General features: G+C 73.4%; 22 protein-coding genes and 1 pseudogene. 12 read left to right on the top strand and 11 right to left on the bottom strand.

The window, feature by feature from the left end; all coding sequences use genetic code 11:
- Positions 1-17 precede the first annotated feature (17 nt).
- A complete protein-coding gene (locus C4J65_RS01180) occupies positions 18-890 on the bottom strand; it encodes a LysR family transcriptional regulator (protein WP_115740648.1) in 873 nt (290 codons plus the stop codon).
- Positions 891-1069: 179 nt separating this feature from the next.
- Here C4J65_RS01180 and C4J65_RS01175 point away from each other — a divergent pair, with 179 nt between their 5' ends.
- The gene (locus C4J65_RS01175) at positions 1070-1969 is read left to right on the top strand and encodes an NAD(P)H-binding protein (protein ID WP_115746243.1); all 900 of its coding nucleotides are present in this window, start codon (positions 1070-1072) and stop codon (positions 1967-1969) included.
- 13 nt (positions 1970-1982) lie between these two features.
- On the opposite strand, the gene C4J65_RS01170 is transcribed toward C4J65_RS01175, so the two are convergent.
- On the bottom strand, positions 1983-2867 hold the full coding sequence (locus C4J65_RS01170) for a LysR substrate-binding domain-containing protein (protein WP_115740647.1): 885 nt from the start codon (positions 2865-2867) through the stop codon (positions 1983-1985).
- A 131-nt stretch (positions 2868-2998) separates the two neighbouring features.
- Between C4J65_RS01170 and C4J65_RS01165 the strand changes: the two genes are divergently transcribed.
- From C4J65_RS01165 to C4J65_RS01140, 6 genes are all read left to right on the top strand, one after another.
- Positions 2999-3670, top strand: coding sequence for a succinate dehydrogenase (locus tag C4J65_RS01165; protein ID WP_115746242.1), 672 nt, complete (start codon positions 2999-3001; stop codon positions 3668-3670).
- Between the two features lies 1 nt (position 3671).
- A complete protein-coding gene (locus C4J65_RS01160; RefSeq protein ID WP_115740646.1) occupies positions 3672-5621 on the top strand; it encodes a fumarate reductase/succinate dehydrogenase flavoprotein subunit in 1950 nt (649 codons plus the stop codon).
- Positions 5618-6367 carry a succinate dehydrogenase/fumarate reductase iron-sulfur subunit gene (locus C4J65_RS01155; RefSeq protein ID WP_115740645.1) on the top strand — a complete coding sequence of 250 codons (750 nt, stop codon included), beginning with the start codon at positions 5618-5620 and terminating at the stop codon, positions 6365-6367. Before C4J65_RS01160 ends, C4J65_RS01155 begins: the two co-directional genes overlap by 4 nt.
- 230 nt (positions 6368-6597) lie before the next feature.
- Entirely contained in the window at positions 6598-7368 is a 771-nt protein-coding gene (locus tag C4J65_RS01150) for a GNAT family N-acyltransferase (RefSeq protein ID WP_115740644.1), read from the top strand.
- Positions 7368-8195, top strand: coding sequence for a lysophospholipid acyltransferase family protein (locus C4J65_RS01145; protein ID WP_115740643.1), 828 nt, complete (start codon positions 7368-7370; stop codon positions 8193-8195). Before C4J65_RS01150 ends, C4J65_RS01145 begins: the two co-directional genes overlap by 1 nt.
- A gap of 72 nt (positions 8196-8267) precedes the next feature.
- Positions 8268-9236 carry a PRC and DUF2382 domain-containing protein gene (locus C4J65_RS01140; RefSeq protein WP_115740642.1) on the top strand — a complete coding sequence of 323 codons (969 nt, stop codon included), beginning with the start codon at positions 8268-8270 and terminating at the stop codon, positions 9234-9236.
- A gap of 45 nt (positions 9237-9281) precedes the next feature.
- Here the strand turns inward: C4J65_RS01140 and C4J65_RS01135 are convergent, their stop codons facing one another.
- Together C4J65_RS01135 and C4J65_RS01130 are read right to left on the bottom strand one after the other, a co-directional pair.
- Positions 9282-11627: an excinuclease ABC subunit UvrA gene (locus tag C4J65_RS01135; protein WP_115740641.1), complete on the bottom strand. Its 2346-nt coding sequence runs from the start codon at positions 11625-11627 to the stop codon at positions 9282-9284.
- 42 nt (positions 11628-11669) lie between these two features.
- Positions 11670-12689: an LLM class flavin-dependent oxidoreductase gene (locus tag C4J65_RS01130; RefSeq protein ID WP_115740640.1), complete on the bottom strand. Its 1020-nt coding sequence runs from the start codon at positions 12687-12689 to the stop codon at positions 11670-11672.
- A 59-nt stretch (positions 12690-12748) separates the two neighbouring features.
- On the opposite strand from C4J65_RS01130, the gene C4J65_RS01125 reads away from it, so the two are divergent.
- A complete protein-coding gene (locus C4J65_RS01125) occupies positions 12749-13240 on the top strand; it encodes a hypothetical protein (protein ID WP_003977943.1) in 492 nt (163 codons plus the stop codon).
- A 33-nt stretch (positions 13241-13273) separates the two neighbouring features.
- Here C4J65_RS01125 and C4J65_RS01120 read toward each other — a convergent pair whose 3' ends face one another.
- Complete coding sequence (locus C4J65_RS01120) at positions 13274-13489, bottom strand: dodecin (protein ID WP_016325534.1); 216 nt, start codon at positions 13487-13489, stop codon at positions 13274-13276.
- Between the two features lie 251 nt (positions 13490-13740).
- Between C4J65_RS01120 and C4J65_RS01115 the strand changes: the two genes are divergently transcribed.
- Positions 13741-15009, top strand: a complete 1269-nt coding sequence (locus C4J65_RS01115) for an extracellular solute-binding protein (RefSeq protein ID WP_115740639.1) — start codon at positions 13741-13743, stop codon at positions 15007-15009.
- A 36-nt stretch (positions 15010-15045) separates the two neighbouring features.
- Here the strand turns inward: C4J65_RS01115 and egtD are convergent, their stop codons facing one another.
- The 4 genes from egtD to egtA are packed head-to-tail and all read right to left on the bottom strand — an operon-like array spanning position 15046 to position 19467.
- Positions 15046-16017, bottom strand: coding sequence for an L-histidine N(alpha)-methyltransferase (gene egtD, locus C4J65_RS01110; RefSeq protein WP_115740638.1), 972 nt, complete (start codon positions 16015-16017; stop codon positions 15046-15048).
- Entirely contained in the window at positions 16014-16829 is an 816-nt protein-coding gene (egtC, locus tag C4J65_RS01105) for an ergothioneine biosynthesis protein EgtC (protein WP_115740637.1), read from the bottom strand. Before egtC ends, egtD begins: the two co-directional genes overlap by 4 nt.
- Positions 16829-18169, bottom strand: coding sequence for an ergothioneine biosynthesis protein EgtB (egtB, locus tag C4J65_RS01100; protein ID WP_115740636.1), 1341 nt, complete (start codon positions 18167-18169; stop codon positions 16829-16831). Before egtB ends, egtC begins: the two co-directional genes overlap by 1 nt.
- The gene (egtA, locus tag C4J65_RS01095; RefSeq protein ID WP_115740635.1) at positions 18166-19467 is read right to left on the bottom strand and encodes an ergothioneine biosynthesis glutamate--cysteine ligase EgtA; all 1302 of its coding nucleotides are present in this window, start codon (positions 19465-19467) and stop codon (positions 18166-18168) included. The genes egtB and egtA overlap by 4 nt, the downstream gene beginning before the upstream one ends.
- Before the next feature lie 286 nt (positions 19468-19753).
- Between egtA and C4J65_RS01090 the strand changes: the two genes are divergently transcribed.
- Positions 19754-20593, top strand: a complete 840-nt coding sequence (locus C4J65_RS01090) for a TIGR02452 family protein (RefSeq protein WP_162832963.1) — start codon at positions 19754-19756, stop codon at positions 20591-20593.
- Positions 20594-20601: 8 nt separating this feature from the next.
- On the opposite strand, the gene C4J65_RS01085 is transcribed toward C4J65_RS01090, so the two are convergent.
- Positions 20602-21066: a type II toxin-antitoxin system PemK/MazF family toxin gene (locus C4J65_RS01085; RefSeq protein ID WP_007389286.1), complete on the bottom strand. Its 465-nt coding sequence runs from the start codon at positions 21064-21066 to the stop codon at positions 20602-20604.
- A gap of 131 nt (positions 21067-21197) precedes the next feature.
- On the opposite strand from C4J65_RS01085, the gene C4J65_RS01080 reads away from it, so the two are divergent.
- Positions 21198-22088 (top strand): NAD(P)-dependent oxidoreductase, encoded by an 891-nt coding sequence (locus C4J65_RS01080; protein WP_115740634.1) that lies wholly within the window; start codon positions 21198-21200, stop codon positions 22086-22088.
- A gap of 89 nt (positions 22089-22177) precedes the next feature.
- Entirely contained in the window at positions 22178-22600 is a 423-nt protein-coding gene (locus C4J65_RS01075; protein WP_115740633.1) for a PPOX class F420-dependent oxidoreductase, read from the top strand.
- On the opposite strand, the pseudogene C4J65_RS01070 reads toward C4J65_RS01075, so the two are convergent.
- Positions 22530-24667: pseudogene (locus C4J65_RS01070) on the bottom strand (MMPL family transporter). The gene C4J65_RS01075 and the pseudogene C4J65_RS01070 sit on opposite strands and share 71 nt — an antisense overlap.
- Positions 24668-24763: the final 96 nt, after the last annotated feature.

The raw sequence follows: 24763 nt of genomic DNA, 5'->3' as shown, positions 1-24763 counted from the left end.
GGTCCGCCCGGGCACCGTCACGGGCGGACCGGATTCCAGCCTTGGCCGTGCGCCCACGCCCCGTCGCGCGCGGTTTCGGCGACCTCCACCGCCGCGCGGACGAGAGCCGCCGTCGCCGTCGAGCGTGACTGCTGGGGCCAGGCGAGGGAGAGGACGACCGGCGGGGCGTCCAGGACCGGGCGGTAGGCGACGCCCGGGCGGGGGTAGCGGGAGGTCACCGAGGCGGGCAGCAGGGTGACCACCTTCCCGAGGGAGACGGCCGTGAGCACCTGGGCCAGGTCGTCGTGGCCGCGCCGGGCCTCGTCGATGTGCCGCTCCACGCTGCCCGCGTCGAGGCCGAGGTCGGCCAGCTCCAGCCGCTCGCGGGCGGCGAGCGGGTGGTCCGCGGCGAGGACGGCGACGCGCGGTTCGGCGGCCAGTGTCTCCGTGTCGAGGCCGGTGCCGTCGAACGGCGCGTGGACCAGGGCGACGTCCGCCTCGCCGGCGCGCAGCAGCCGCGGCTGCTCCTGCCACCCGCACAGCCGGACGGTGACCGGCACGGACCCGGGCTCGCGGGCGTAGCGCGCCAGGACCGGCTCCAGCAGCCCCGCGTCCCCGTCGGCCTTCACGGCCAGCACCAGCTTCGGCCCCTCGGCCGCCCGCCTGGCCCGCCGCCCGGCGGCCTCCAGGGCGTCCAGCGCGACGCGTGCCTCGGCGAGCAGGACGTCCCCGGCCGGGGTCCGGGTGACACTGTGGGTGGTCCGCTCGAACAGGGTGACCCCCAGCTCCGTCTCCAGGCGGCGGATGGCCCTGGACAGGGGTGGCGGAGAGATGCCGAGCCGCTCGGCGGCGCGCGCGAAGTTGAGTTCCTCGGCGACCGCCACGAAGTAGCGCAGGGAACGCGACTCCATGCTCCGCCTCCTCCGGTGCCGCCCGGTATTGCCTTCAGGGTAACAAGCGGGATCCGGTCGATCCTTCAGTTCCAGGCGCCCGGCGAACAGGATGGGAGAGCGCCGGAGAGCGAAGGAGACCGCCTTGCCGCCCCGGCCGCACCGACCCTCTTCCCCCTCCCCGAACCGGAGTTGTGCTCGTGATCGTCATCACCACCCCGACCGGCGGAATCGGCCGACAGGTCCTCGACAACGTCCTGGACGGCCTCGCCGCCCGGAACGACGGGACCGCCCTGCGCGTCGTCGCCCGCGACCCCGCCCGGCTCACCGCACGGGCCCGGGAGCGGGCCCGGGTGTTCCAGGGCTCGCACGCCGACCCCGAGATCCTCGGCGCGGCCTGCGAGGGCGCCGACCAGGTGTTCTGGCTGGTGCCGCCCGCGCCCGGCGCCGACAGCGTCGAGGGCCACTTCCGCGACTTCACACTGCCGCTGTGCGAGGTGGTCGCCCGGCAGGGCGTGGCACGGGTCGTCGCCGTCTCCAGCCTGGGCCGCGGCGTGGCGAAGGACGCCGGACCGGTCTCCGCCTCGCTCGCCATGGACGACCGGATCGCGGCCACCGGTGTGCACTACCGGGCGCTGTGCCCACCCTTCCTGATGGAGAACCTGCTCGGGCAGGCGGCCGCCCTGCGCGACACGGGCGAGTTCCGCATGGCGTACGCCGCCGACCGCGTCCTGCGGACCTGCGCCACCGCCGACATCGCCGCCACGGCCGCCCGTCTGCTCCTCGACGACTCCTGGACCGGCCGCGCCGACGTCCCGCTCGTCGGCCCCGACGACCTCACCCCGGAGGGCATGGCCAAGGTGCTGTCCGACGTGCTGGGCCGCCCGGTACGGGTACGGGAGACCACCCCGGAGGCGTACAGGGCGTCCGCCCTGCGGTTCGGGGCCAGTGAGAGCGGGGCCCAGGGGCTGGCCGACATGGCCTCGGCGATGGACGCCCAGGGCTTCTACGGCGCGGTCGAGCCCAGCACCCCGGACACCGCGCCCACGAGCTTCCGCCGCTGGTGCGAGGAGGTCCTCAGGCCGGCCACGCTCGCCTGACGGGCCGGGTCCGTCACCGCTCCAGGAGCATCCGCTGCAGCTCCCGCGCCGCCCGCGGCGGAGCCACGTCGCTGCGGTGGGCCAGGGCGATCGTCCGGTACAGGCCCGGCCGGGCCAGCGGGGTCACCCGCAGCCCGCGACCGGAGCGGGCGGCCACCATCCGCGGGACGACCGCCATGCCGAGCCCGGCCCGCACGAAGCCCAGCACCGCGTCCATCTCCCCGCCCTCCACGGCGAAGTCCGGTTCGAACCCGGCCGAGCGGCACGCGGCCACGGTCAGCTCCCGCAGGTCGTAGCCGTGCCGGAACATCACCAGACGCTCGCCCTCCAGGTCGGTGATGCGCACGGCACGGCGCCCGCCGCCCGGCGGGGGCGACTCCGGGGAGGACACCACCACCAGGTCCTCCCGCAGCAGCTCCACCGTGGTCAGTGCCGGTGAGGCGGTGGGCAGCGGCAGTACGACCAGGGCGAGGTCCAGCGCGCCGCGCGCCAGCTCCCGCACCAGGTCGTGCGAGCCGCCCTCCTCGATCAGCAGCTGGATGCCGGGGTAGCGGTCGTGGAAGGCGCGCAGCACGTCCGGGAGCAGGCCGGTGCACAGGCTCGGGGTGGCGCCCAGCCTGATCCGGCCCCGGCGCAGCTGCGCCAGCTCCAGCACCTCGTGCCGGGCGGTGTCCGCGTCGGCCAGGATGCGCCGGGCCAGCGGCAGCAGCGCCTCCCCGGCGTCGGTGAGGGTGATGTTCCCCCGCGCCCGCAGGAACAGGTCGGCGCCCAGCTCCCGCTCCAGTGCCTTGATCTGCTGCGACAGCGAGGGCTGCGCCACGTGGACCACCTCGGCGGCCCGGGTGAAGTGCCGGGTCTCGGCGACCGCCACGAAGTACTGGAGCTGTTGCAACTGCATACCGCGAGCATACGACGTCGATAGCCAAGCCCTATGGAAACCAGGCATTCCATGTCTTGGACCGATGAGGTGCGGGGCCCGTAACGTCCTGTGACATGGCTCTGGCAACGCGGACGGACCGACGGCCGTCCCTGGCGCGCACCGTGTGGGACTCGACCGTCGGCAAGAAGACAGTGATGGCGGTCAGCGGTCTCGTCATGCTGCTCTACCTGGTCGCCCACATGATCGGGAACCTGAAGATCTACTTCGGGGTCGAGGAGTTCAACCACTACGCCCACTGGCTGCGCACGGTCGGCGAGCCGTTCATGCACTACGAGTGGACGCTCTGGCTGATCCGCGTCGTGCTGGTGGTCGCCGTCGTCGCCCACGCCGTCTCCGCGTACCAGCTCAGCCGCCGCGACATCAAGGCGCGGCCCAGCAAGTACGTGCACAAGAAGCCGCGCTCCAGCTACGCGACGCGCACCATGCGCTGGGGCGGGATCATCCTCGGCCTGTTCATCGTCTGGCACCTCCTCGACCTGACCACCGGCACCGTGCACTCCGGCGGCTTCGAGACGGGCAAGCCCTACCAGAACGTCGTGGACACCTTCTCCACCTGGTACGGCAACGTCATCTACATCGTCGCGATGCTCGCCCTCGGCCTGCACATCCAGCACGGCTTCTGGAGCGCCGCCCAGACCCTCGGCGCCGGCAGCCGTACCCGCGACCGTGCCCTGAAGACGACCGCGAACGTCCTCGCGCTGCTGCTCACGATCGGTTTCATCGCCGTACCCGTGGGCGTCATGACCGGAGTGGTGAGCTGACATGACAACCTACGCCGACTACACGACCGGAGAGCCGGTCGCCGACACCAAGGCTCCGGCAGGACCCGTCAACGAGCGCTGGGACACCCGCCGTTTCGAGGCGAAGCTGGTCAACCCCGCCAACCGGCGCGGCAAGACCGTCATCGTCGTCGGCACCGGCCTCGCGGGCGGCTCCGCGGGCGCGACGCTGGCCGAACAGGGCTACCACGTCGTCCAGTTCTGCTACCAGGACTCCCCGCGCCGCGCCCACTCCATCGCCGCCCAGGGCGGCATCAACGCCGCGAAGAACTACCGCAACGACGGCGACTCGATCCACCGCCTGTTCTACGACACCGTCAAGGGCGGGGACTTCCGGTCCCGCGAGTCCAACGTGCACCGGCTGGCGCAGATCTCGGTCGAGATCATCGACCAGTGCGTGGCGCAGGGCGTGCCCTTCGCCCGCGAGTACGGCGGTCTGCTGGACACCCGCTCCTTCGGCGGCGTGCAGGTCTCCCGCACCTTCTACGCCCGCGGCCAGACGGGGCAGCAGCTGCTGCTCGGCGCCTACCAGGCGCTCAGCAGGCAGATCGCGGCCGGCAACATCGAGATGCACGCCCGCACGGAGATGCTCGACCTGATCGTCGTGGACGGCCGGGCCCGCGGCATCGTCGCCCGGGACCTGATCACCGGGAAGATCGACACCTACTTCGCGGACGCCGTCGTCCTGGCCAGCGGCGGCTACGGCAACGTCTTCTACCTCTCCACCAACGCCATGAACTCCAACGCGACCGCCGTCTGGCGGGCGCACCGGCGGGGCGCCTACTTCGCGAACCCCTGCTTCACGCAGATCCACCCGACCTGCATCCCGCGCACCGGCGACCACCAGTCCAAGCTGACGCTGATGAGCGAGTCGCTGCGCAACGACGGCCGGATCTGGGTGCCCAAGGCCAAGGGCGACGACCGGCCGCCGAACAAGATCCCCGAGGACGAGCGCGACTACTACCTGGAGCGCATCTACCCGTCCTTCGGCAACCTGGTCCCGCGCGACATCGCCTCCCGCGCCGCGAAGAACGTCTGCGACGAGGGCAGGGGGGTCGGCCCCGGCGGCCAGGGCGTCTACCTGGACTTCGCCGACGCCATCGAGCGCATGGGGCGCAAGGCGGTGGAGGCCAAGTACGGCAACCTCTTCGACATGTACCAGCGGATCACCGACGAGGACCCGTACCGGGTGCCCATGCGGATCTATCCCGCCGTGCACTACACGATGGGCGGACTGTGGGTCGACTACGACCTCCAGACCACGATCCCCGGCCTCTTCGCCGTGGGCGAGGCCAACTTCTCCGACCACGGCGCCAACCGGCTAGGCGCCTCCGCGCTGATGCAGGGCCTGGCCGACGGCTACTTCGTCCTCCCGGCCACCATCAACGACTACCTCGCCCGCAACCCTCACAAGGACGACGTCGACGACGATCACCCGGTGGTGCAGGAGGTGCTGGCCGAGACCGAGGACCGGCTGAACCTGCTGCTGTCCGTCGACGGCGACCGCACCCCGGACTCCTTCCACCGGGAACTGGGCGAACTGATGTGGGAGTTCTGCGGCATGGCCCGCACCGACTCCGGCCTGCGCAAGGCCCTGGAGCGCATCCCGCAGATCCGCGAGGAGTTCTGGCGGCGCATCAAGGTCCCCGGCACCGGCGAGGAGTTCAACCAGTCGCTGGAGAAGGCCAACCGCATCGTCGACTACCTGGAACTCGCCGAGCTGATGTGCCTCGACGCGCTGCACCGCGCCGAGTCCTGCGGCGGCCACTTCCGTGAGGAGTCCCAGACCCCCGACGGCGAGGCGGCCCGCAGGGACGACGAGTTCGGCTACGCCGCCGCCTGGGAGTTCACCGGCACCGGCGACGCCCCCACCCTGCACAAGGAAGACCTGGTCTTCGAATACGTCCACCCCACCCAGCGGAGCTACGCATGAAGCTCACCCTGCGCGTCTGGCGCCAGAAGAACGCCGACGCCGACGGCGTCATGTCCACGTACGAGGTGGACGGAATCTCCAGCGACATGTCCTTCCTGGAGATGCTCGACACCCTCAACGAGGAACTCATCCTCAAGGGCGAGGACCCGGTCGCCTTCGACCACGACTGCCGCGAGGGCATCTGCGGCGCCTGCTCGCTGGTCATCAACGGCGACGCCCACGGCCCCGAGCGCACCACCACCTGCCAACTGCACATGCGGTCCTTCAAGGACGGCGACACCATCGACATCGAGCCCTGGCGGGCCTCCGCATTCCCGGTCGTCAAGGACCTCGTCGTCGACCGCTCGGCCTTCGACCGGATCATCCAGGCCGGCGGCTACATCACCGCGCCCACCGGTGCCGCGCCGGAGGCGCACGCGACGCCGGTGCCGAAGCCGGACGCCGACCTCGCCTTCGAGCACGCGGAGTGCATCGGCTGCGGCGCGTGCGTGGCGGCCTGCCCCAACGGGGCGGCGATGCTGTTCACTTCCGCGAAGGTGAACCACCTGGGCGTCCTGCCGCAGGGCGCGCCCGAGCGGGAGACGCGGGTGCTCGACATGGTGGCGCAGATGGACGACGAGGGCTTCGGCGGCTGCACGCTCACCGGCGAGTGCGCGACGGCGTGCCCGAAGGGCATTCCCCTGGTGTCCATCACCAGCATGAACAAGGAGTGGCTGCGGGCCACGCGCAAGGTGGCCAGGAAGTAGCCCCACGACGTTCGCCGACAGGTGCGGACGGACGGGGCCGGGAGAGGTGCTCCTCCCGGCCCCGTTTCGCTCGGTCGCCCCCGGCGTCCGGGAAGCGGGAGCGGGAGCCCGGCATTCAGGAAGCGCACATCCGCGCTCCCGGCAGTCGTCATGTGCAGTACAGCCGGCGTCGGAAGAACTGGGGCGGAGCCGTCCCCACGACCACCGTTCTCACGACCAGGAGAGCACCCATGACCGGCGTACTGACCGCTGACCGTCCCCCGAAGCCCGCCGCTCCCCGTCGCTACACCGTCGCCCTCGCCCGCGACGAGGACGACGTGCGGGCCGCCCAGCGGCTGCGGCACGACGTGTTCGCCGGGGAGATGGGCGCGCTGCTGGCGAGCCCGCAGCCCGGGTACGACGTCGACCCCTTCGACGCCTACTGCGACCACCTGCTCGTGCGCGAGGAGACGACCGGGCAGGTCGTCGGCACCTACCGGCTGCTGCCGCCGGAGCGCGCGGCGGTCGCCGGACGGCTGTACGCGGAGAGCGAGTTCGACCTCGCCTCCCTGGACGCGATCCGGCCCTCCCTGGTCGAGGTCGGCCGGTCCTGTGTGCACCCCGACCACCGCGACGGCGCCGTCATCGGACTCGTCTGGGCCGGCATAGCCCGCTACATGACCGACCGCGGCCACGCGTGGCTGGCGGGTTGCTGCTCGCTCCCGCTCGCCGACGGCGGGGCCCTCGCCGCGGGAGCCTGGGACCGGGTGCGGACCAAGCACCTGGCGCCCGAGGAGTACCGGGTACGGCCGCTGCTGCCGTGGGTCCCGCGCCCGGCCGCGCCCGCCGCCCGCACCGAGCTGCCGGCGCTGCTGCGCGGCTACCTCCGGCTCGGCGCCTGGGTCTGCGGGGAGCCCGCGCACGACGTGGACTTCGGCGTCGCGGACCTGTACGTGCTGCTGCCGATGAACCGGGTCGACCCGCGCTACCTGCGGCACTTCCTCTCGCTGGCCCCGGCCTGATGAGCGGCTGGCTGCCCGTCGCGCCCTGCACCCCCGCCGCGTGCGTGGAACGGTCCCGGGCCGCGGCGGCCGTACCGCACGCCGTGCTGCGCCTCACCGCGGTCGCCGTGCTGCTCCTCGCCGGGATCGCCGTCGTGCTGGCCCCCGCCGGGCTGCGGCGCAGGCTGCCCGCGGCCCTGGTACGGCGCTGGTGCCGGTGGGTCGTGCGGGCCGCCGGGGTCCGGGTCCGCGTCACGGGGGCCGCCGTCCCCGGCGGCGGGCTGCTCCTCGTCGCCAACCACGTCTCCTGGCTCGACATCCCGCTGCTGGCCGCCGTACGCCCCGCGAGGATGCTGGCCAAGAGCGAGATCCGGCGCTGGCCGGTGGCGGGCGCACCGACGGCGCGCGCCGGGGTGCTGTTCATCGAACGGGACCGGCCGCGGGCCCTGCCGGGCACGGTCGACGCGATCGCGCGGGCCCTGCGCGCGGGCGCCGCGGTGGCCGTCTTCCCCGAGGGCAGCACGTGGTGCGGGCGGGCCCACGGCCCCTTCCGCCGGGCGGTGTTCCAGGCCGCCCTGGACGCAGGGGTGCCGGTCCAGCCGGTCCGGATCCACTACCGGACGGGGGAGCGGGCGGTGAGCACGACGCCCGCGTTCGTCGGCGTGGACACGCTGCTCGCCTCCCTGTGGCGGGTGGCGTCGGCGCGCGGCCTGACCGCCGAGGTGGAGGTGCGGCCGGTCGTACCGCCTGGCCGCCACCGTGACCGCCGTGCCCTGGCCCGGGCCGCCGAGTACGCGGTCCACGGTGACCAGGGGAAAGCACCTTCGAAAAGTATGTGTGCTTTGTGAGGTTTGTTCCGTTTCCATACCGCCGGATGCGGACAACCGGAAGGCAGGCACTCGAAAGGAGGGTGATGGCAGATGATCACCCGTGAAGAGATCGCCAACGTCCTGGACCAACCGGTCTACGACGGTGACGGCAACAAGATCGGCGACGCGAAGCATGTCTTCTTCGACGACATGACCGGGCGCCCCGAGTGGGTGAGCGTCAAGACGGGCATGTTCGGCTCCACCGAGTCCTTCGTGCCCATCCGGGACGCCGCACTGGTGCAGGACCACCTCGAGGTTCCCTACGGCAAGGACCAGGTCAAGGGCGCGCCCTCTGTCGACGTCGACGCGGGCGGCCATCTGTCGGAGACCGAGGAGCACCGGCTCTACGACTACTACGGCATCAACTGGGACAGCGTGCTGTCCGAGGCTGAGCGTACCGACGACGGCCGCTCTGCCGCGGGACCGGGCACGGCGGGCGCGGCCGGAGCGGCGGGAGCCGCCGGAGCGGCGGGTGCGGCGGGCATGGCCGGCCGGACCGGCGGGGCCGGCGGGAAGGACATGCGCGGTACGGCCGGTACCGGCAAGGCCGGGACCGCCGGCGGCATGACCGGCCGCAAGGGCGCCATGGAACGCGAGGGCATGCGCGGCGACGAGGCCATGACCCGCTCCGAGGAGCAGATGCGCGTCGGCGTCGAACGGCACGAGTCGGGCCGGGCCAGGCTGCGCAAGTACGTGGTCACGGAAGAGGTCCAGCAGACCGTTCCGGTGACCCACGAGGAAGTGCGCGTGGTACGCGAGCCCATCACGGACGCCAACCGTGACGAGGCCCTGGCCGGGCCGGAGATCAGCGAGGCCGAGCACGAGGTCACGCTGCACGCGGAACGCCCCGTCGTGGAGACGGAGACGGTGCCGGTGGAGCGGGTCCGGATGACCACGGAGGAGCTCACGGAGAACGAGACGGTGCGCGGCCAGGTCCGCAAGGAGCGCATCGAGGCCGAGACCGAGTCCCTCACGGAGGACGAGACCGGTCGGGGCGGCAAGCGGCGGGGCCGCGAGTGACCGTCCCCCGCCGTCAGCGCGGGACCGTGCGCCGGTGAACCGACTTCACCGGCGCTGCCCGCCGTCCAGGGCCCGGGACAGATAGGGCGCGGTGGCGCTGTCCCGGGCGCGCGCCACCTCGACGGGCGGCCCCGCGGCGACGATCCGGCCGCCCGCGTCGCCGCCGCCCGGCCCGAGGTCGAGCACGTGGTCGGCCCCCGCCACCACGCTCATGTCGTGCTCGACCACGACCACGGTGTGCCCGGCGTCCACCAGACGGTGCAACTGGCGCATCAGCACCTCCACGTCGGCCGGGTGCAGACCGGTCGTCGGCTCGTCGAGCAGGTACAGGGTGTGGCCACGGCGTCCCCGCTGCAGCTCGCTCGCCAGCTTGATGCGCTGCGCCTCCCCGCCGGACAGCTCCGTCGCGGGCTGGCCGAGCCGCACATAGCCCAGACCGACGTCCAGCAGCGCGGCCAGACTGCGCTCCACCGCCGGCGTGTCCGCGAAGAACTCTGCCGCGCCCTCCACCGTGAGGTCCAGCACCTCGGCGATGCTCCGCCCCCGGTACACCACTTCGAGCGTCTCCGGGTTGTAGCGAGCACCGCCGCAGTCCGGGCACGGCGCGTACGTGCTCGGCAGGAACAGCAGCTCGACGCTGACGAAGCCCTCGCCCTGGCAGGTCTCGCAGCGCCCGCCAGGCACGTTGAAGGAGAACCGGCCCACGCCGTACCCGCGCTCCCTCGCCCGGTCGGTGGCGGCGAAGACCTTGCGCACGACGTCGAACAGGCCCGTGTAGGTGGCCAGGTTGGAGCGCGGGGTGCGGCCGATCGGCCGCTGGTCGACCGAGACCAGCCGGTCCACCCCCGCCAGGTCCTCCGTGATCTCGCCGACCAGCGTCGACTTCCCCGAGCCGGACACGCCGGTCACCGCGGTCAGCACCCCGAGCGGGAACCGCGCGGTGACCTCGCGCAGGTTGTGCCGGGTGACCGGTCCGACCGTCACCGTGCCGCGCGGGGTGCGCGGCTCGCGGGCGGGCGCGGGGGAGCGGTCGAAGAGGTGACGGGCGGTGGCGGACTCCGCGACCCCGGCCAGCCCGTCGACCGGGCCGCTGTACAGCACCCGCCCGCCGTGCTCCCCGGCCAGCGGGCCGACGTCCACGATCCAGTCGGCGCCGCGCATCACACCGAGGTGGTGCTCCACCACGAACACCGAGTTGCCGGCCGCCTTCAGCCGTTCGAGGACCGTCAGGAGCGCCTCCGTGTCCGCCGGGTGCAGACCCGCCGAGGGCTCGTCGAGGACGTACACGACGCCGAACAGCCCGGAGCGCAGCTGGGTCGCGAGGCGCAGCCGCTGCAATTCGCCCGCCGACAGGGTGGGGGTGGGCCGGTCCAGGCTCAGATAGCCGAGCCCCAGCTCCACGACGGGCGCGATCCGGGAGGTGAGGTCCTCGGTCAGGACCCTGGCCGTCTCGCCCTCGGCCGGCAGCAGGCCGGGCAGCTCGGCGAGCGGCAGCGCGGCCAGCTCTGCGACGCTGCGGCCGCCGACGGTCACCGCGAGGGACTCGGCCCGCAGCCTGCCGCCGCCGCACACCGGGCAGGGCGCGCTGGTCAGGAAGCGCTCCGCCTTCGCCCGCAGCGTGGCGCTCTTCGAGTCCGCGAACGTCTTCAGCACGTAGCGCCGGGCGCTCATGTACGTGCCCTGGTACGGCCGCTGGATGCGGCCCGCGTCCCGCACCGGGTGGACCGTGACCACCGGCTGCTCGTCGGTGAACAGGATCCACTCCCGCGCTTCGGCGGGCAGCTCGCGCCAGGGCCGGTCCACGTCGTACCCGAGCGCGTCGAGGACGTCCCGCAGGTTCTTGCCCTGCCACGCGCCCGGCCACGCGGCGATCGCCCCGTCCCGGACGGACAGCGACGGATCCGGGACCAGCAGCTCCTCGGTCGTGCGGTGCACCCGGCCGAGGCCGTGGCACTCCGGGCAGGCCCCGGCCGCCGTGTTCGGCGAGAACGCGTCGGAGTCCAGCCGCTCGGCGCCCGGCGGGTATGTGCCGGCGCGGGAGAAGAGCATCCGCAGGGAATTGGAGAGGTTGGTGACCGTCCCCACCGAGGAGCGGGACGTCGGCGTCGCCCGCCGCTGCTGGAGCGACACGGCGGGCGGCAGCCCGGTGATCCCGCCGACCTTGGGCGCGCCGACCTGGTGGATCAGCCGCCGGGCGTAGGGCGCGACCGACTCGAAGTAGCGCCGCTGCGCCTCCGCGTAGACCGTCCCGAAGGCCAGCGACGACTTCCCCGATCCGGAGACGCCCGTGAACACCGCCAGCACGTCCCGGGGGACGTCCACGTCCACACCCCTGAGGTTGTGCTCGCGGGCGTCGCGCACCCGGACGTACGGGTCATGGGGGCTGTGCATCGCGGGGAGCTCCGTACGGTGGGTGGGACAAACCCCGCGATTCTACGCCGGGGTGCCGAGAGGTCCCGTACCGGTGACACGGGCGAGCCGCCGGTAGGAGTCGAGCAGCGCGGCACGGTCGTACGTGCTGGTGGTGACCAGCACCTCCTGCGCGCCGGTCTCCTTCACGAGCGTCTCCAGCTCGTCGGCGACCTGCTCCTCGGTGCCGGTGACGTGGCCGGCGAGACCGGCCTCGTACAGGTCGCGCTCCTTGCCTGTCATGGTCCGGGCCTCGACCTCCTCGGCCGTCGGCAGCGGCGGGAAGGAGCCCCGCGTGCGGGCCTCGGCCATGGACCACGCCTCCGGGACCAGGAGCCGCCGGGCCGCCTCGGGCGTGGCGGCCACCGCGACGGTGCCGGAGACGACGACGTACGGCTCCGGGCTCCACTCGGAGGGGCGGAACGCGGCGCGGTAGCGGTCGATGCCGCGGCGCATCCGGTCCCGGTCGCGCAGGTCGCCGATGACCATCGGCAGGCCCGCACGAGCCGCGACGGCCGCGCCCTCGCCCATGGCCAGCACGAACGGCGGTACGGTCAGTCCCTCCGCGGGGCGCGCGTGCACGCCCGTGGGCGAGGTGCCCCGGAACCAGCCGAGCAGCTCGGCCAGTTGCGCGTCGAAGTCCTCGGCGTCGTCCTTCTCCCGGCCCAGCGCCCTGCGGACGCCGTCGGTGAAGCCCACCGAGCGGCCGAGTCCCATGTCGATCCGGTCGGGGTAGAGCGACTCCAGCACGCCGAACTGCTCGGCGACCACCAGCGGCCGGTGGTTGGGCAGCATCACGCCCCCGGTGCCGACGCGGATGCGGCGCGTGGCCCCGGCCACGGCCGCCGCGAGGACGGTCGGCGCCGATCCCGCCACCCCGGGCACGCCGTGGTGCTCCGCCACCCAGAACCGGTGGTAGCCGAGCCGCTCCGCCTCCCGGGCCAGCTCCACGGTGTCGCGCAGTGCCTCCCCGGCACTGCGGCCCGCCCGGATGCGGGAGCGGTCGAGGACGGAGAAGCGGGTGGTGGCGAGTGCAGGGGTCACACCGTCTTCAACGCCCGCACGCCGCACAGATTCCCGGCGGCGCGCTCTAGGGTGGGCGGGTGAGCGACAGCAGCAGGCCACCGGTGGCCGTGTTCGACCTGGACAACACCCTCGCCGACACCGCGCACCGGCAGCGGTTCCTGGAGCGCAGGCCGCGCGACTGGGACGCCTTCTTCGCCGCCGCGCCGCACGATCCGCCCCTCGCGGAGGGCATCGCGCTGGTGCGGGAGAGCGCGAAGGAGTGCGAGATCGTCTACCTCACCGGACGGCCCGAGCGGTGCCGGCGCGACACGCTCGACTGGCTGGCCGCGCACGGTCTGCCGGACGGTGCCGTGCACATGCGCGGCAACGCCGACCGCAGGCCCGCCCGGCGCACCAAGCTGGAGATCCTGCGGCGGCTCGCGCGGACCCGCGAGGTCCGGGTCCTGGTGGACGACGACGAGTTGGTCTGCGACGACGCCGAACGGGCCGGATTCCCCGTGCTCCGGGCACGCTGGGCGGCCCGGTCGGCCGAGCTGCGCGTGGCGCAGGAGCGCGAGGGCCGCACCTGAGGCACGTGATCGCCGGAGTGGGCCTCGGGGGCGTCAGTCGGACTCCTCCAGGCGGAAGCCGAGCTTGAGCCCGACCTGCCAGTGCGCGACCTGCCCGTCCTCGATCTGGCCGCGCACCTGCGTCACCTCGAACCAGTCCAGCTTGCGCAGGGTCTGCGAGGCGCGCGTGACGGCGTTGCGGACGGCCTGGTCGACGCCGTCGGGCGAGGTACCGACGACCTCGGTGACCCGGTAGGTGTGGTTCGACATGCGGTGCTCCCTTCCACGGGGCAGCGGTGTGCCCTGTGTCACTCCACCGTGCCCCAAGACGGGACGGAGCGCGAGGCATCGGCGTTCGGGGTGGAAACCCTCCGGTACCTCCCCTTGACCTTTGTAATGGTCCATACCAAAATCCCAGACACCCGTTCGAGCTTCGGGCTCGTCCCCCACGTCGGGTCTCCCTTCGCGTGTGCAGGACACACCTGTCCGCGCCCTCTGTTCGTCAGTCAGAAGGACCCCTCGTGAGACGTCGCCTGCTCGCCCTTGTCAGTGTGTCCGCCACCGTGCTCAGCGGCTGCGGCCTGATCTCGCAGGACGGCGGGAGCGAACGGCACACCGTCACCGTGTGGCTGATGAAGGACAGCGCTTCGCAGGACTTCCTGAAGCGGTTCACCGAGGGCTTCGAGGCCGACCACCCCGACCTCGACCTGGACGTCCGCATCCAGGAGTGGACCGGGATCGGCGACAAGGTGCAGGCCGCGCTGAAGGCCGACGGCACGGACGGACCCGACGTCGTCGAGGTCGGCAACACCCAGGTCCCGCAGTACGCGGAGGGCGGCCGGCTGCAGGACCTGACCCTGGAGTCGATGCGCGACTGGGGCATCCGCGACTGGCTGCCGGGCCTCGCCGAACCCGGGCAGTGGATGTCCCAGCAGTTCGGCATCCCCTGGTACGCCGCCAACCGCGTCGTCATCTACCGCAAGGACCTCTTCGAGCAGGCCGGCATCAACGAGCCGCCCCGCACCCGCGAGGAGTGGCTCACCGCCACGGAGAAGCTCGACCAGAACGGCGACCAGGGCATCTACCTGGCCGGGCAGGACTGGTACACGCTCTCCGGATTCATCTGGGACGAGGGCGGCGAACTCGCCACCCAGGACGGCGAGGGCGGCGTCTGGACGGGCGCCCTGGACTCCGCGGCAGCCCTGCGCGGCATGGACTTCTACCGCGAACTGCAGGCCCTGGGCGAGGGCCCGGTCGACGCCGACGAGGAACACCCGCCGCAGGCCGGGGTCTTCGCCAACGGACAGGTCGCGCAGATCATCGCGGTGCCGGGCCAGGCCCAGTCCATCCTGCGCGAGAACCCCGAACTCAAGGGCAGGATCGGCTTCTTCCCGGTGCCCGGCAAGAGCGCCGACAAGCCCGGCGCCGTCTTCACCGGCGGCTCCGACCTCGTCGTCCCGAAGAACACCGACCAGGAGGACGGCGCCCGTGCCGTGGTCGAGGCGCTCGTGAGCACCAAGTGGAACACCGACCTGGCCCGCACCATGAACTACGTCCCCAACAAGAAGTCGCTCGCCGAGGACGTCTCCGGCGAGGAGGGGATCGAGGCCATGGCGGCCGGCGCCGCACAGGGCCGGGCGACCCCCGGTACGCCCCGGTGGGGCGCGGTCGAGGCGGACAACCCGATCAAGGAGTACATGACGAACGTGCTCAAGGGGGCGAAGGCGAAGTCGGAGGCCCGGAAGGCCTCCGACCGCGTCACCGAACTGCTGGACGTCAACACGCGCTGACCGGCCGGTGCCGGGGCGCGTGCCGACGCCCCGGACTCAGCGCGCCACGCTCAGCGACAGGGCGAAACGGCCCTCGCCGTCCGTCCACCAGTGGGCCAGGTCGAGCCCGGCCGCCGCCAGCTCGGTCCGCACACCCTCCCGCCGGAACTTCGCGGACACCTCGGTGCGCAACTCCTCCCCGTCCGCGAAGTCCACGGCCAGGTCGAGTGCCTGGATCTTCACGGACTGCGCGGTGCGGGAGCGCAGCCGCATCTCGATCCACTCCCGTTCGGCGTTCCAGAGCGCCACATGATCGAAGGCCGCGGGCGCGAAGTCGGCCTCCAGCTCGCGGTTCACCACGGACAGCACGTTCTTGTTGAACTCGGCCGTCACCCCGGCCGCGTCGTCGTACGCGCGGACCAGCACCCCCTCGTCCTTGACCAGGTCGGTGCCCAGCAACAGGCTGTCGCCCGGGGAGAGCAGGGAGTGCACGGTGGCCAGGAACGCGGCGCGTTCCTCCGGCAGCAGGTTGCCGATGGTGCCGCCGAGGAACGCCACCAGCCGGGGGCCCGGCGTGTCGGGCAGCGTCAGACCGGCCGTGAAGTCGGCGATCAGCGCGTGCACCTGGAGTCCGGGGCGCTCGGTCACGAGCGCCCGCCCGGCCTGGGTGAGGGCGCTCTCGCTCACGTCGACCGGCACGTAGCCGCGCAGTCCGTTCCGCTCGGTGAGCGCGTCGAGCAGCACGCGCGTCTTCTCCGAGGAGCCGGAGCCCAGCTCCACCAGCGTGCGGGCGCCGGTCGCCGCCGCGATCTCCCCGGCCCGGTCGACGAGGATCTCCCGCTCGGCCCGGGTCGGGTAGTACTCGGGCAGTGCGGTGATCGCCTCGAACAGCTCGCTGCCCCGCGCGTCGTAGAACCACTTCGGCGGCAGCCACTTGGGCGTGCTCGTCAGGCCCGCCAGGACGTCGGCGCGCAGGGCGGCGTCCGTGGCGTCCTCGGGCAGCGTCCGGGTCAGACGGAACTGGCTCACGTGCGGGGCTCCTTCGCAGAGACGAAAGCGTCGGTCGGGCCGAGGCCGGGGGCGGCGGTCCCGCCCGGGTCCTTGAGCGGGGCGAGTCGCACGTCGGTGCGGCTCGCCGTGAGCAGGGTGCGGTCGGGGACCTCCTGCCAGTGGGGGTCGTCGTCGTACGGCTCGGAGGCGACGACCGTGCCGCCACCCGGCCGGGACAGGTACCACAGGGTGTCGCCCCAGGTGGTGGCGGTGACGGTGGAGCCGTTGGTGAGGAGCAGGTTGAGCCGGGAGGCCGGGGCCGCCGCGGCGACCTCCAGCACCGTCTCGGCCAGCGCCCGGCCCTCGTCGTCCCCGGCCCGCAGCCGGGCCAGGACCAGCGCCCACACGAGCGCCGAGTCGTTGCGCGCCTCCAGCGACAGCAGTTCAGCGGGCGCCAGCGTAGCGGCCACCGGAGCCAGCGAAGCGGGCCAGCCCGCCACGGCCCCGTTGTGGCTGAACAGCCAGGACCCCGCGGCGAACGGGGCCGCGGCCGCCTCCGCGTCGGCGCCGGCCAGCGTCGCGTCCCGTACGGCCGCGAGCAGCGCGCCGGTCCGTACCACCCGCGCGAGGTCGGCGAAGGACTGGTCCGCCCAGATCGGGCCCGCCCGCCGGTACCGGGCGGGCACCGGGTCGCCCTCGGCGTACCAGCCGACGCCGAACCCGTCGGCGTTGACCGTGCCGTACCGCTGGTGCCGCGGCGCCCACGACTGGCGGTACAGACCGTGCGGCTGCGTGACGAGGAGGTCGCCGAGCGGCTCCCCGGGGCCCACATAGGCCAGGTGGCGGCACATCAGGCGGCCTGTGCCGACGCCGACCGGGCCGTGCGGAACCCGGAGAAGATCTGCCGCCGGATCGGATAGTCCCAGTTGCGGAACGTGCCCCGGCAGGCCACCGCGTCCACGGCGAAGGAACCGCCGCGCAGCACCTTGTACTCGGGGCCGAAGAACACCTCCGAGTACTCCTTGTACGGGAACGCCCTGAAGCCCGGGTACGGCGCGAAGTCGCTCGACGTCCACTCCCAGACGTCGCCGATCAACTGCCGTACGCCGAGGGGCGACTCACCGGCCGGGTAGCTGCCCGCGGGGGCCGGGCGCAGGTGCCGCTGCCCGAGGTTGGCGTGCTCCGGGCCCGGGTCGGCGTCGCCCCAGGGATAGCGCATGGCGCGGTCGCCGGCCGGGTCGTACCGCGCGGCCTTCTCCCACTCGGCCTCGGTGGGCAGCCGGCGCCCCGCCCAGCGGGCGTACGCGTCGGCCTCGTACCAGCACACGTGGAGCACCGGCTCGTCCGCCGGAACCGCCTCGGTCACCCCGAAGCGGCGCCGCAGCCACTGCCCGCCGTCCCGGCGCCAGAACAGCGGGGCGGTGATGGTGTGCCGGCGGATGTGGTCCCAGCCCTCGGGGGTCCACCAGCGCGGGTCGTCGTAGCCGCCGTCGTCGATGAACGCCCGGTAGGCGCCGTTGGTCACCGGGACGGTGTCGATGAAGTACGGCGCCACCTCGCGCCGGTGCGCGGGGCGTTCGTTGTCCAGGGCCCACGGCTCGGTGGAGGTGCCCATGGCGAACGGGCCGCCCGGCACCAGGACTTCGGCCGGTCCCGTGAACAGCGGTACAGGGTCCGGGTCGGGCGCGGTCAGGGCCTGCGGGCCCTTGCGCAGCTGGTGCGTGATCAGCATGGTCTCGTCGTGCTGCTGCTCGTGCTGGGCGATCATCCCGAAGGCGAAGCCCGCCTCCGTCAGCCGCGTCCCGTCGAACGCGGTGGCCTCCAGCACGTCCAGGGCCCGCCCGCGCACGTCCGCCGCGTACCTGCGGGCCTCGGCGGGCGACAGCAGCGGCAGGCTCGGCCGCTCGGAGCGCGGATGCTCGAAGGCGTCGTACAAGCTGTCGATCTCCGGACGTATCGCCTCCTGCCCGGCGACCGCGCGCAGGAGCCACTGCTCCTCCTGGTTCCCGATGTGCGCCAGGTCCCACACCAGCGGGGACATCAGCGGCGACACCTGGGCGGTCAGGTCGGGGCCCTCCACGCAGCTGGTGAGCAGGGTGGTGCGCTCGCGGGCGGTGACCAGCGTGGTCAGGGCCCGCTCACGCAGGGCCTCGGGCGTTGTGGTCGTGGTCGCGTCAGTGGGGTCGGTCATGAGCGGGTCTCCCTCCCGTGCGGGCCACGGTCCGCGCCGCCCGGCATGTCCAGCAGATCGTCGGCGGGGCAGCGGCCCCTCAGGACGTAGCGCTCCAGGTGCCCGGCGACGGCGTCCGTCACCTCGGTGCTCGCGCCGAGCCGGGGCAGCGCGGCGAGTGCGGCGGTGAAGCAGGTGACGGCCGCCTCGCGCAGCTCGGGATCGGTGAGGGCGGCACGGGCCGCGTCCTCGTACAGCGGGTTGTGCGGCGCGGGCAGGCCGCGTGTGCGCTCCGCCAGGGGTTTGACGGCCCGGTAGGCGGTCTCGCTCGCCTCGGGGTCGTCGAACAGCGCGGCGGTCACCGCCAGCGGCACGATCCAGCCGTCGTCCCCGGGCTGCGCGTCGATCATCCGCAGCTCCAGGTGGCCGCGCGGACGCACCGGCGGGAAGAGCGTGGTGAGGTGGTAGTCGAGGTCCTCCCGGGTCGGCGGCCGGGGCACCAGCTCGCGGGTCCACTCCCGCAGCGTCAGGCCCTCCGGCACGTCCCAGGGGCCGCCGTCGCGGCGCACGCACATCACCGGGGCGTCCAGCACGTGCCGCGCCCAGGTGCCGCGCGGGTCGCTGTCCAGCGGGGGACCGCCCGCGCGTCCGGGGCCGATCTGCGTCCACCGCAGCTGCCGGGTGGACCGCCAGCCGGTGGGGCGCCCGCCGGACAGCGGGGAGTTGGCGAACGCGGCCAGCAGGACCGCGCCCAGGTGATGGGCCAGCCACCACCGGCGTACGTGACCGAGCGGCCCCGGCTCCTCGTGCCCGGCGTCCACGCACACCTGCACCGAGGCGGAGGCGCACATCATGAAGCGGCCACCGGGGCCGGTGCGGTCGAGACAGGCCTCCATGGCGTCGTAGCGCGGCTGCCGCAGGTAACGGCGCGGCGCCTGCCAGGGATCGTGGCCGAGGCCGACCAGGGCGAGGCCGTCCTCGCGCAGCAGGGCGCGGACGGCGTCGAGGTCGGCGGAGACGGAGCGGACGCACTCCATCAGCGAGGCGGCGGGGAGCGAACTCAGCTCCAGCTGGCCGCCGGGTTCGACGGTCAGCGCCGACCTCAGGGGCACGGCCCGCAGCGCGGTGTACACCGCGTGGAGCCGTTCGGGTGACACGGGGAGCTGCGGCGCGCGCAGCTCGTGGACGAGCCATTCCACCTCGACGCCGAGGCGCCTGGGCGGACCGGTCTTGAAGCAGATGCCGCGGACCAGCGCCTCGACCTCGGCCTCACTGACCGCGGTACGTGGCCGGATACAGCCACCAACCGAATCGGACATGTCGGGATCCTCCTGAGATTCCACCATGCCGCCGGGCCCTCTGCAGTGGGCCGGGCCGGCACACTCGTCCCACCCAAGACCCTCGTGCCGCTCCGCACAAGGATGCATTTCGGGACGTTCCCGCTCGGTAATCTCCGCGAGCCGCCCGTTTCCGGGGGCTTTCCGCGTCGTTCGCCGGTCGGGAAACTCCGTTGCACCGCACCCTCAGCATCACCCAGGATTCCCGCATGAGCACGACGGGGGAGACCGCGCCGCGCGCGGTCACGGCGCCCACGGGGGTGGCGCCGTGAGCGCGCGCCTGCGGGGCATCGCACAGCAGACGGAGCAGATCGTCGCGGCCGGGTCCTACCGCACGTCCGACGGGCGTGAGGTGTCCCTCGCGGCGGCGGTCGGGGCGGCCCGGGACGGTACGCGGATGTACGGGCCGGGGCCCGTCGAGGTGTCCGTTCCGGCCCGGGTGCGCACGGTCCTCGAGGTGACCGGCGAGAGCAGCCTGGAGGCCGCCCGGCGGCTCGGCGGCGAGGTCGCCGTGCTCAACTTCGCCTCCGCACGCAACCCGGGCGGCGGCTACCTCAACGGCGCCCAGGCCCAGGAGGAGGCCCTGTGCCGGGCCTCCGCCCTGTACACCTGCCTGCTGCGGGCGCGCGAGTTCTACGACCACCACCGCGCCCACCGCGACCCGTTCTACACGGACCGCGTCGTCCACTCGCCCGGCGTACCCGTCTTCCGCGACGACCGGGGCCGCCTGCTGGACGAGCCGTTCAGGGCCGGATTCCTCACCTCCGCCGCGCCCAACGCGGGCGTGGTGCTCCGCACGGCCCCGGAGCGTGCCGCCGACCTGCCCGCCGCGCTCGCCCGGCGCGCCGAGCGGGTGCTGGAGACGGCCGCGGCCCACGGGTACCGGCGGCTGGTCCTGGGCGCCTGGGGCTGCGGGGTGTTCCGCAACGACCCCGCCCGGGTGGCGGGCGCGTTCCGGACCCTGCTCGGGCCCGACGGGCGGTTCGCCGGTGCCTTCGAGCGGGTGGCGTTCGGCATCCTGGACCGCACCCCTGGCGCCACCGTCCGGGTGGCCTTCGAGCGCGCCTTCCCGGAGGGCGCCGGATGTCCCGGTCAGCTCCAGTCGTAGCGCTCCCGTCAGCTCCAGCCGTAGCGCTCCCGCAGCCGCTGCCGTACGAGGTCGAAACGCATCCGGTCCAGGGCGCACGCCTCGCGGCGCATGCCCGCGTCGTGCAGGCGCAGCACCCGGTCGACGTCGACCCAGGAGTCCCGCCCGGAGCGGTCCCACGGCCCGCTGCCGATCGGCACCCACTCCCGGTCCCCGTCGTGCCGCTTGCTGGACAGCTGCACCGCCAGCACGGTCCCGGCCGCCTCCCGGGCGACCACGAGGACGGGCCGGTCCTTGCCCCGGCCGTCCGCCTCCTCATAGGGCACCCACGTCCAGACGATCTCGCCGGGATCGGGATCGCCGTCGTGCGCGGGGGAGTACTCGGTCCGCACCCGGCCCACCTCCCGCGGGTCTGCCTCGGTGGTGGCGGAGGGACCGTAACGGCCCGGGACGGTCTCGCCGTTGCTGTCGATGTCGTCGGTGAAGGCGCTCACGGCCGTACCGTACGCGACGGGGCAACGCGGACGCGCGGGGACCCGCGTCCGGTGGCAGGCTGGCCCCGGGCCCGGCTCGCCGTGGCCCGGCCACCCGCGACACGAGACAGTACGAGTCAGAAGGCGACGTCATGACCGACCAGCTCACCGTGAGCGTCCTGGGCACCGGCATCATGGGTGCCCCGATGGCCCGCAACCTCGCCCGCGCCGGACACGCCGTCCGCGTCTGGAACCGCAGCCGGGACAAGGCCGAGCCGCTGGCCGCCGACGGCGCGCACGTCGCGGACAGCCCGGAGGAGGCCGTACGGGGCGCCGACGTCGTCCTCACGATGCTGTACGACGGCCCGGCCGCCCTCGACGTCATGCGGCGGGCCGAGCCCGGCCTGCGTCCCGGCACCGTGTGGGTACAGTCCACCACCGCGGGCGTCGACGCGGTCGCCGACCTGGCCGCCTACGCCCACGAGCGGGGTCTCGTCTTCTTCGACGCGCCCGTGCTCGGCACCCGGCAGCCGGCCGAGGCCGGTCAGTTGCTGGTGCTGGCGGCGGGTCCGAGCAAGGCGCGGGACTCCGTGGCCCCCGTGTTCGACGCGGTCGGTTCGCGCACCGTGTGGACCGGCGAGGACGGCGCGGCCGGCAGCGCCACCCGGCTGAAGCTGGTGGCCAACAGCTGGGTCCTCGCCGCCACGAACGCGGTCGGCGAGGTCCTGGCGCTCGCCAAGGCACTGGGCGTGGACCCGGACGGCTTCTTCGACGCCATCGCCGGTGGTCCGCTCGACATGGGCTACCTGCGGGCCAAGGCCGGGCTGATCCGCGACGGCGCGCTGACGCCGGCCCAGTTCGCCGTCGCCACCGCCGAGAAGGACGCCCGCCTGATCGTCGAGGCCGGCGAGGCGAACGGCGTCCGGCTGGACCTCGCCGCGGCCGGTGCGGATCGCTTCGCCCGGGCCGCCGCCCAGGGACACGGCGACGAGGACATGGCGGCGGCCTACTTCGCCAGTTTCGAGGAGAAGGCGACCGACTGAGCCCACCCGGGGTACCGGGTGCACGAGACAGCCCGGCACCGGTGACCGGACCCGGTGCCGCACCACACCACACCGTGAGGAGAGACCGCATGTCGAAGCCGCCGCTGCCGCCCGAGGCCGTCGAACTGCTGCGCCGCCCCAACCCCTGCGTCATGGCCACCCTCCGCCAGGACGGCGCCCCCGTCTCGACGCCCACCTGGTACGCGTGGGACGACGACGGCCGGGTGCTGATCAACCTCGACGCGGGCCGCGTGCGCCTGGGACACCTGCGCCGCGACCCGCGCGTCACCCTCACCGTCCTCTCGGGCGACGAGTGGTACACCCACGTCACCCTCATCGGCCGCGTCGCGGAGATGCGCGACGACGAGGACCTCTCCGGCATCGACCGTCTCTCCCGGCACTACACGGGCAACCCGTATCCGGACCGGGAGCGTCCCCGGGTCAGCGCCTGGATCGAGGTGGAGCGCTGGCACGGCTGGGGGGCGCTGAAGGACAGCTCCCAGTCCGGCTGACGGACGGCGCCTCCTGTCGCGCCGGGCGCCGGAACAACGCGCCCGGCCACCAGAACCGGCGGCCCATGTCGAGCGCGAGGGCGGGCACCAGCACCGTACGCACCAGGAAGGTGTCCAGCAGGACGCCGATCCCGACCAGGACGCCCAGCTGCGCCATGGTCACCAGCGGCAGCCCGGCGAAGACGGCGAAGGTCGCGGCCAGCACGACGCCGGCGGAGGTGATCACACCCCCGGTACTGGTCAGGCCCTCCAGCACACCGCGGGAGTGCCCGAGCCGGGCGGTCTCCTCGCGCACCCGGTGCATGAGGAAGATGTTGTAGTCGATGCCCAGGGCGACCAGGAACACGAAGCCCATCAGCGGAATCGACCAGTCGACACCCGCGAAGCCCAGTACGTGCTCGAAGAGCAGGTTCGACGCGCCCAGCGCCGCCAGGTACGACAGCACCACGGTCGCCAGGAGCAGCAGCGGGGCGACCAGGGCGCGCAGCAGCCCGACCAGCACGGCCAGGACCACCAGGAGCACGATCGGAACGACCGTGGTCAGGTCGCGCCCCGCGGCCCGCTGGGTGTCCAGGTACTGCGCGGTGGTGCCGCCCACGAGCGCCTCCGCGCCGGCCACCCGGTGCACGGCGTCCCGGAGGCCGCCGACCGTGTCCTTGGCACGCTCGCTGTCCGGGATGTCCGCCAGGACGACCGACAGCTGGGTGCGGCCGCCGTCGGGCGTGCGGTCGCCCCCGGCCTCCACCCGGGCCACGCCCCCGACGTCCGCCGCGGCCCGTCGTACCGCGTCGGCGTGCGCCGTGGCGGTGACGATCTTCACCGGATCGGAGGCACCCGACGGGTAGTGGGCCGAGATCCGTTCCTGGGCGACGACCGACTCCGGCTTGTCCTGGAACATCTCCTCCTGGGTCAGCCCCATGGAGAGACCGGCCGTGCTGAGCGCGAGGCCGCCGGTGACGGCCACCGACATCAGCCATGACCGGCGGGGACGCCGGGCGACCGCGGACCCGACGCGGGACCACACCGTGCGCGACGCCCGGGCGGGCGTACCGGCCCTCGGCACGAAGGGCCAGAACACCCAGCGGCCGGTGACGACGAGGAGGGCCGGGAGCACGGTGACCATCGCGAGGAAGGCGCAGACCACGCCCACGGCGCCCACCAGGCCCAGCGAGCGCGAGGAGTTGATGTCGGCGAAGCCCAGACAGGCCAGGCCCGCCGCGATGGTGCCGGCCGAGGCGAGGACCGCCGGGCCCGAGCGGACCATCGCGACCCGCATCGCCTCGTGCCGGTCGGCGAGGCGGTGCAACTCCTCGCGGTAACGGGCGATGAGGAGCAGCGCGTAGTCGGTGCCGACGCCGAAGACGAGCACCATGAGCACGCCCGAACTCTGCGGGTCCACCGGCAGTCCGGCGTACCGGGCCAGGAGATAGGTGCCGACCTGGGTGAGGACGGCCGCGAAGCCGACGGAGAGCAGCGGCAGCAGCCACAGGACGGGACTGCGGTACGTGATCGCAGCAGGAGGGCCACGACCAGCCCGGTGGCGAGCATCAGGGTGGCGTCCAGGCTGTCGAAGACGGCGACCTGGTCGGTGAGCGAACCGGCCGGTCCGCCGACGGCGACGTCCACGCCGGGCGGCGCGTTCGCGCCCACGGACGCCCGCAGTTCGTCGATCGTCCCGGTGATGTCGTCCTCGCTGTCCAGCGGAACCACCGTCATCAGTGCCTTCCCGTCCTCGGACGGGACCGGCGGCGACACCTCCTCGCCCGCGGCGGCGTACCGGGCCAGCACGGGCCGGTCGGCGGTCGCCTGTTCCTTCGCCCCCGCACCGGTGTGCACGACGACGGCGGGCATCAGCGTGTCCGTGCGGAACCTCTCCAGCTCCGTGTTGACCCGCGCGGACTCCGCGCCGCGCGGCAGGAAGGCGTTGGCGCTCGTGTCCTCGACGTCGCCCAGCCGGCCCGCCAGCGGACCGAGCGCGACGGCCACGATCAGCCAGGCCGCCAGGACGTACCACTTGCCGCGCCGCCCACCGGGCGCACGGGCCACACGCCGCAACAGCGCACGCATGAGTAATCTCCTTCATGGGGAACGCGCCCGCCGGTCGTCGACCGGCACGAGGGCGCACGGGAACCGCACCGCGGCGCTCAGGTGTGCCGACCTGCC

This window comes from Streptomyces sp. CB09001 (genome assembly GCF_003369795.1).
In the GTDB taxonomy this organism is placed as follows: Bacteria; Actinomycetota; Actinomycetes; order Streptomycetales; family Streptomycetaceae; genus Streptomyces.
This window is presented reverse-complemented; position numbering and strand designations above follow the sequence as displayed.

Coding starts and splice junctions, on each gene's coding strand:
- C4J65_RS01155 (WP_115740645.1), top strand. CDS start 5,618: ATGAAGCTCACCCTGCGCGTCTGGCGCCAGAAGAACGCCGACGCCGAC.
- C4J65_RS01135 (WP_115740641.1), bottom strand. CDS start 11,627: ATGCACAGCCCCCATGACCCGTACGTCCGGGTGCGCGACGCCCGCGAG.
- egtC (WP_115740637.1), bottom strand. CDS start 16,829: ATGTGCCGCCACCTGGCCTATGTGGGCCCCGGGGAGCCGCTCGGCGAC.
- C4J65_RS01120 (WP_016325534.1), bottom strand. CDS start 13,489: ATGTCGAACCACACCTACCGGGTCACCGAGGTCGTCGGTACCTCGCCC.
- C4J65_RS01170 (WP_115740647.1), bottom strand. CDS start 2,867: ATGCAGTTGCAACAGCTCCAGTACTTCGTGGCGGTCGCCGAGACCCGG.
- C4J65_RS01140 (WP_115740642.1), top strand. CDS start 8,268: ATGATCACCCGTGAAGAGATCGCCAACGTCCTGGACCAACCGGTCTAC.
- C4J65_RS01180 (WP_115740648.1), bottom strand. CDS start 890: ATGGAGTCGCGTTCCCTGCGCTACTTCGTGGCGGTCGCCGAGGAACTC.
- egtA (WP_115740635.1), bottom strand. CDS start 19,467: ATGTCCGATTCGGTTGGTGGCTGTATCCGGCCACGTACCGCGGTCAGT.
- C4J65_RS01080 (WP_115740634.1), top strand. CDS start 21,198: ATGACCGACCAGCTCACCGTGAGCGTCCTGGGCACCGGCATCATGGGT.
- C4J65_RS01145 (WP_115740643.1), top strand. CDS start 7,368: ATGAGCGGCTGGCTGCCCGTCGCGCCCTGCACCCCCGCCGCGTGCGTG.
- C4J65_RS01150 (WP_115740644.1), top strand. CDS start 6,598: ATGACCGGCGTACTGACCGCTGACCGTCCCCCGAAGCCCGCCGCTCCC.
- C4J65_RS01160 (WP_115740646.1), top strand. CDS start 3,672: ATGACAACCTACGCCGACTACACGACCGGAGAGCCGGTCGCCGACACC.
- egtB (WP_115740636.1), bottom strand. CDS start 18,169: ATGACCGACCCCACTGACGCGACCACGACCACAACGCCCGAGGCCCTG.
- C4J65_RS01075 (WP_115740633.1), top strand. CDS start 22,178: ATGTCGAAGCCGCCGCTGCCGCCCGAGGCCGTCGAACTGCTGCGCCGC.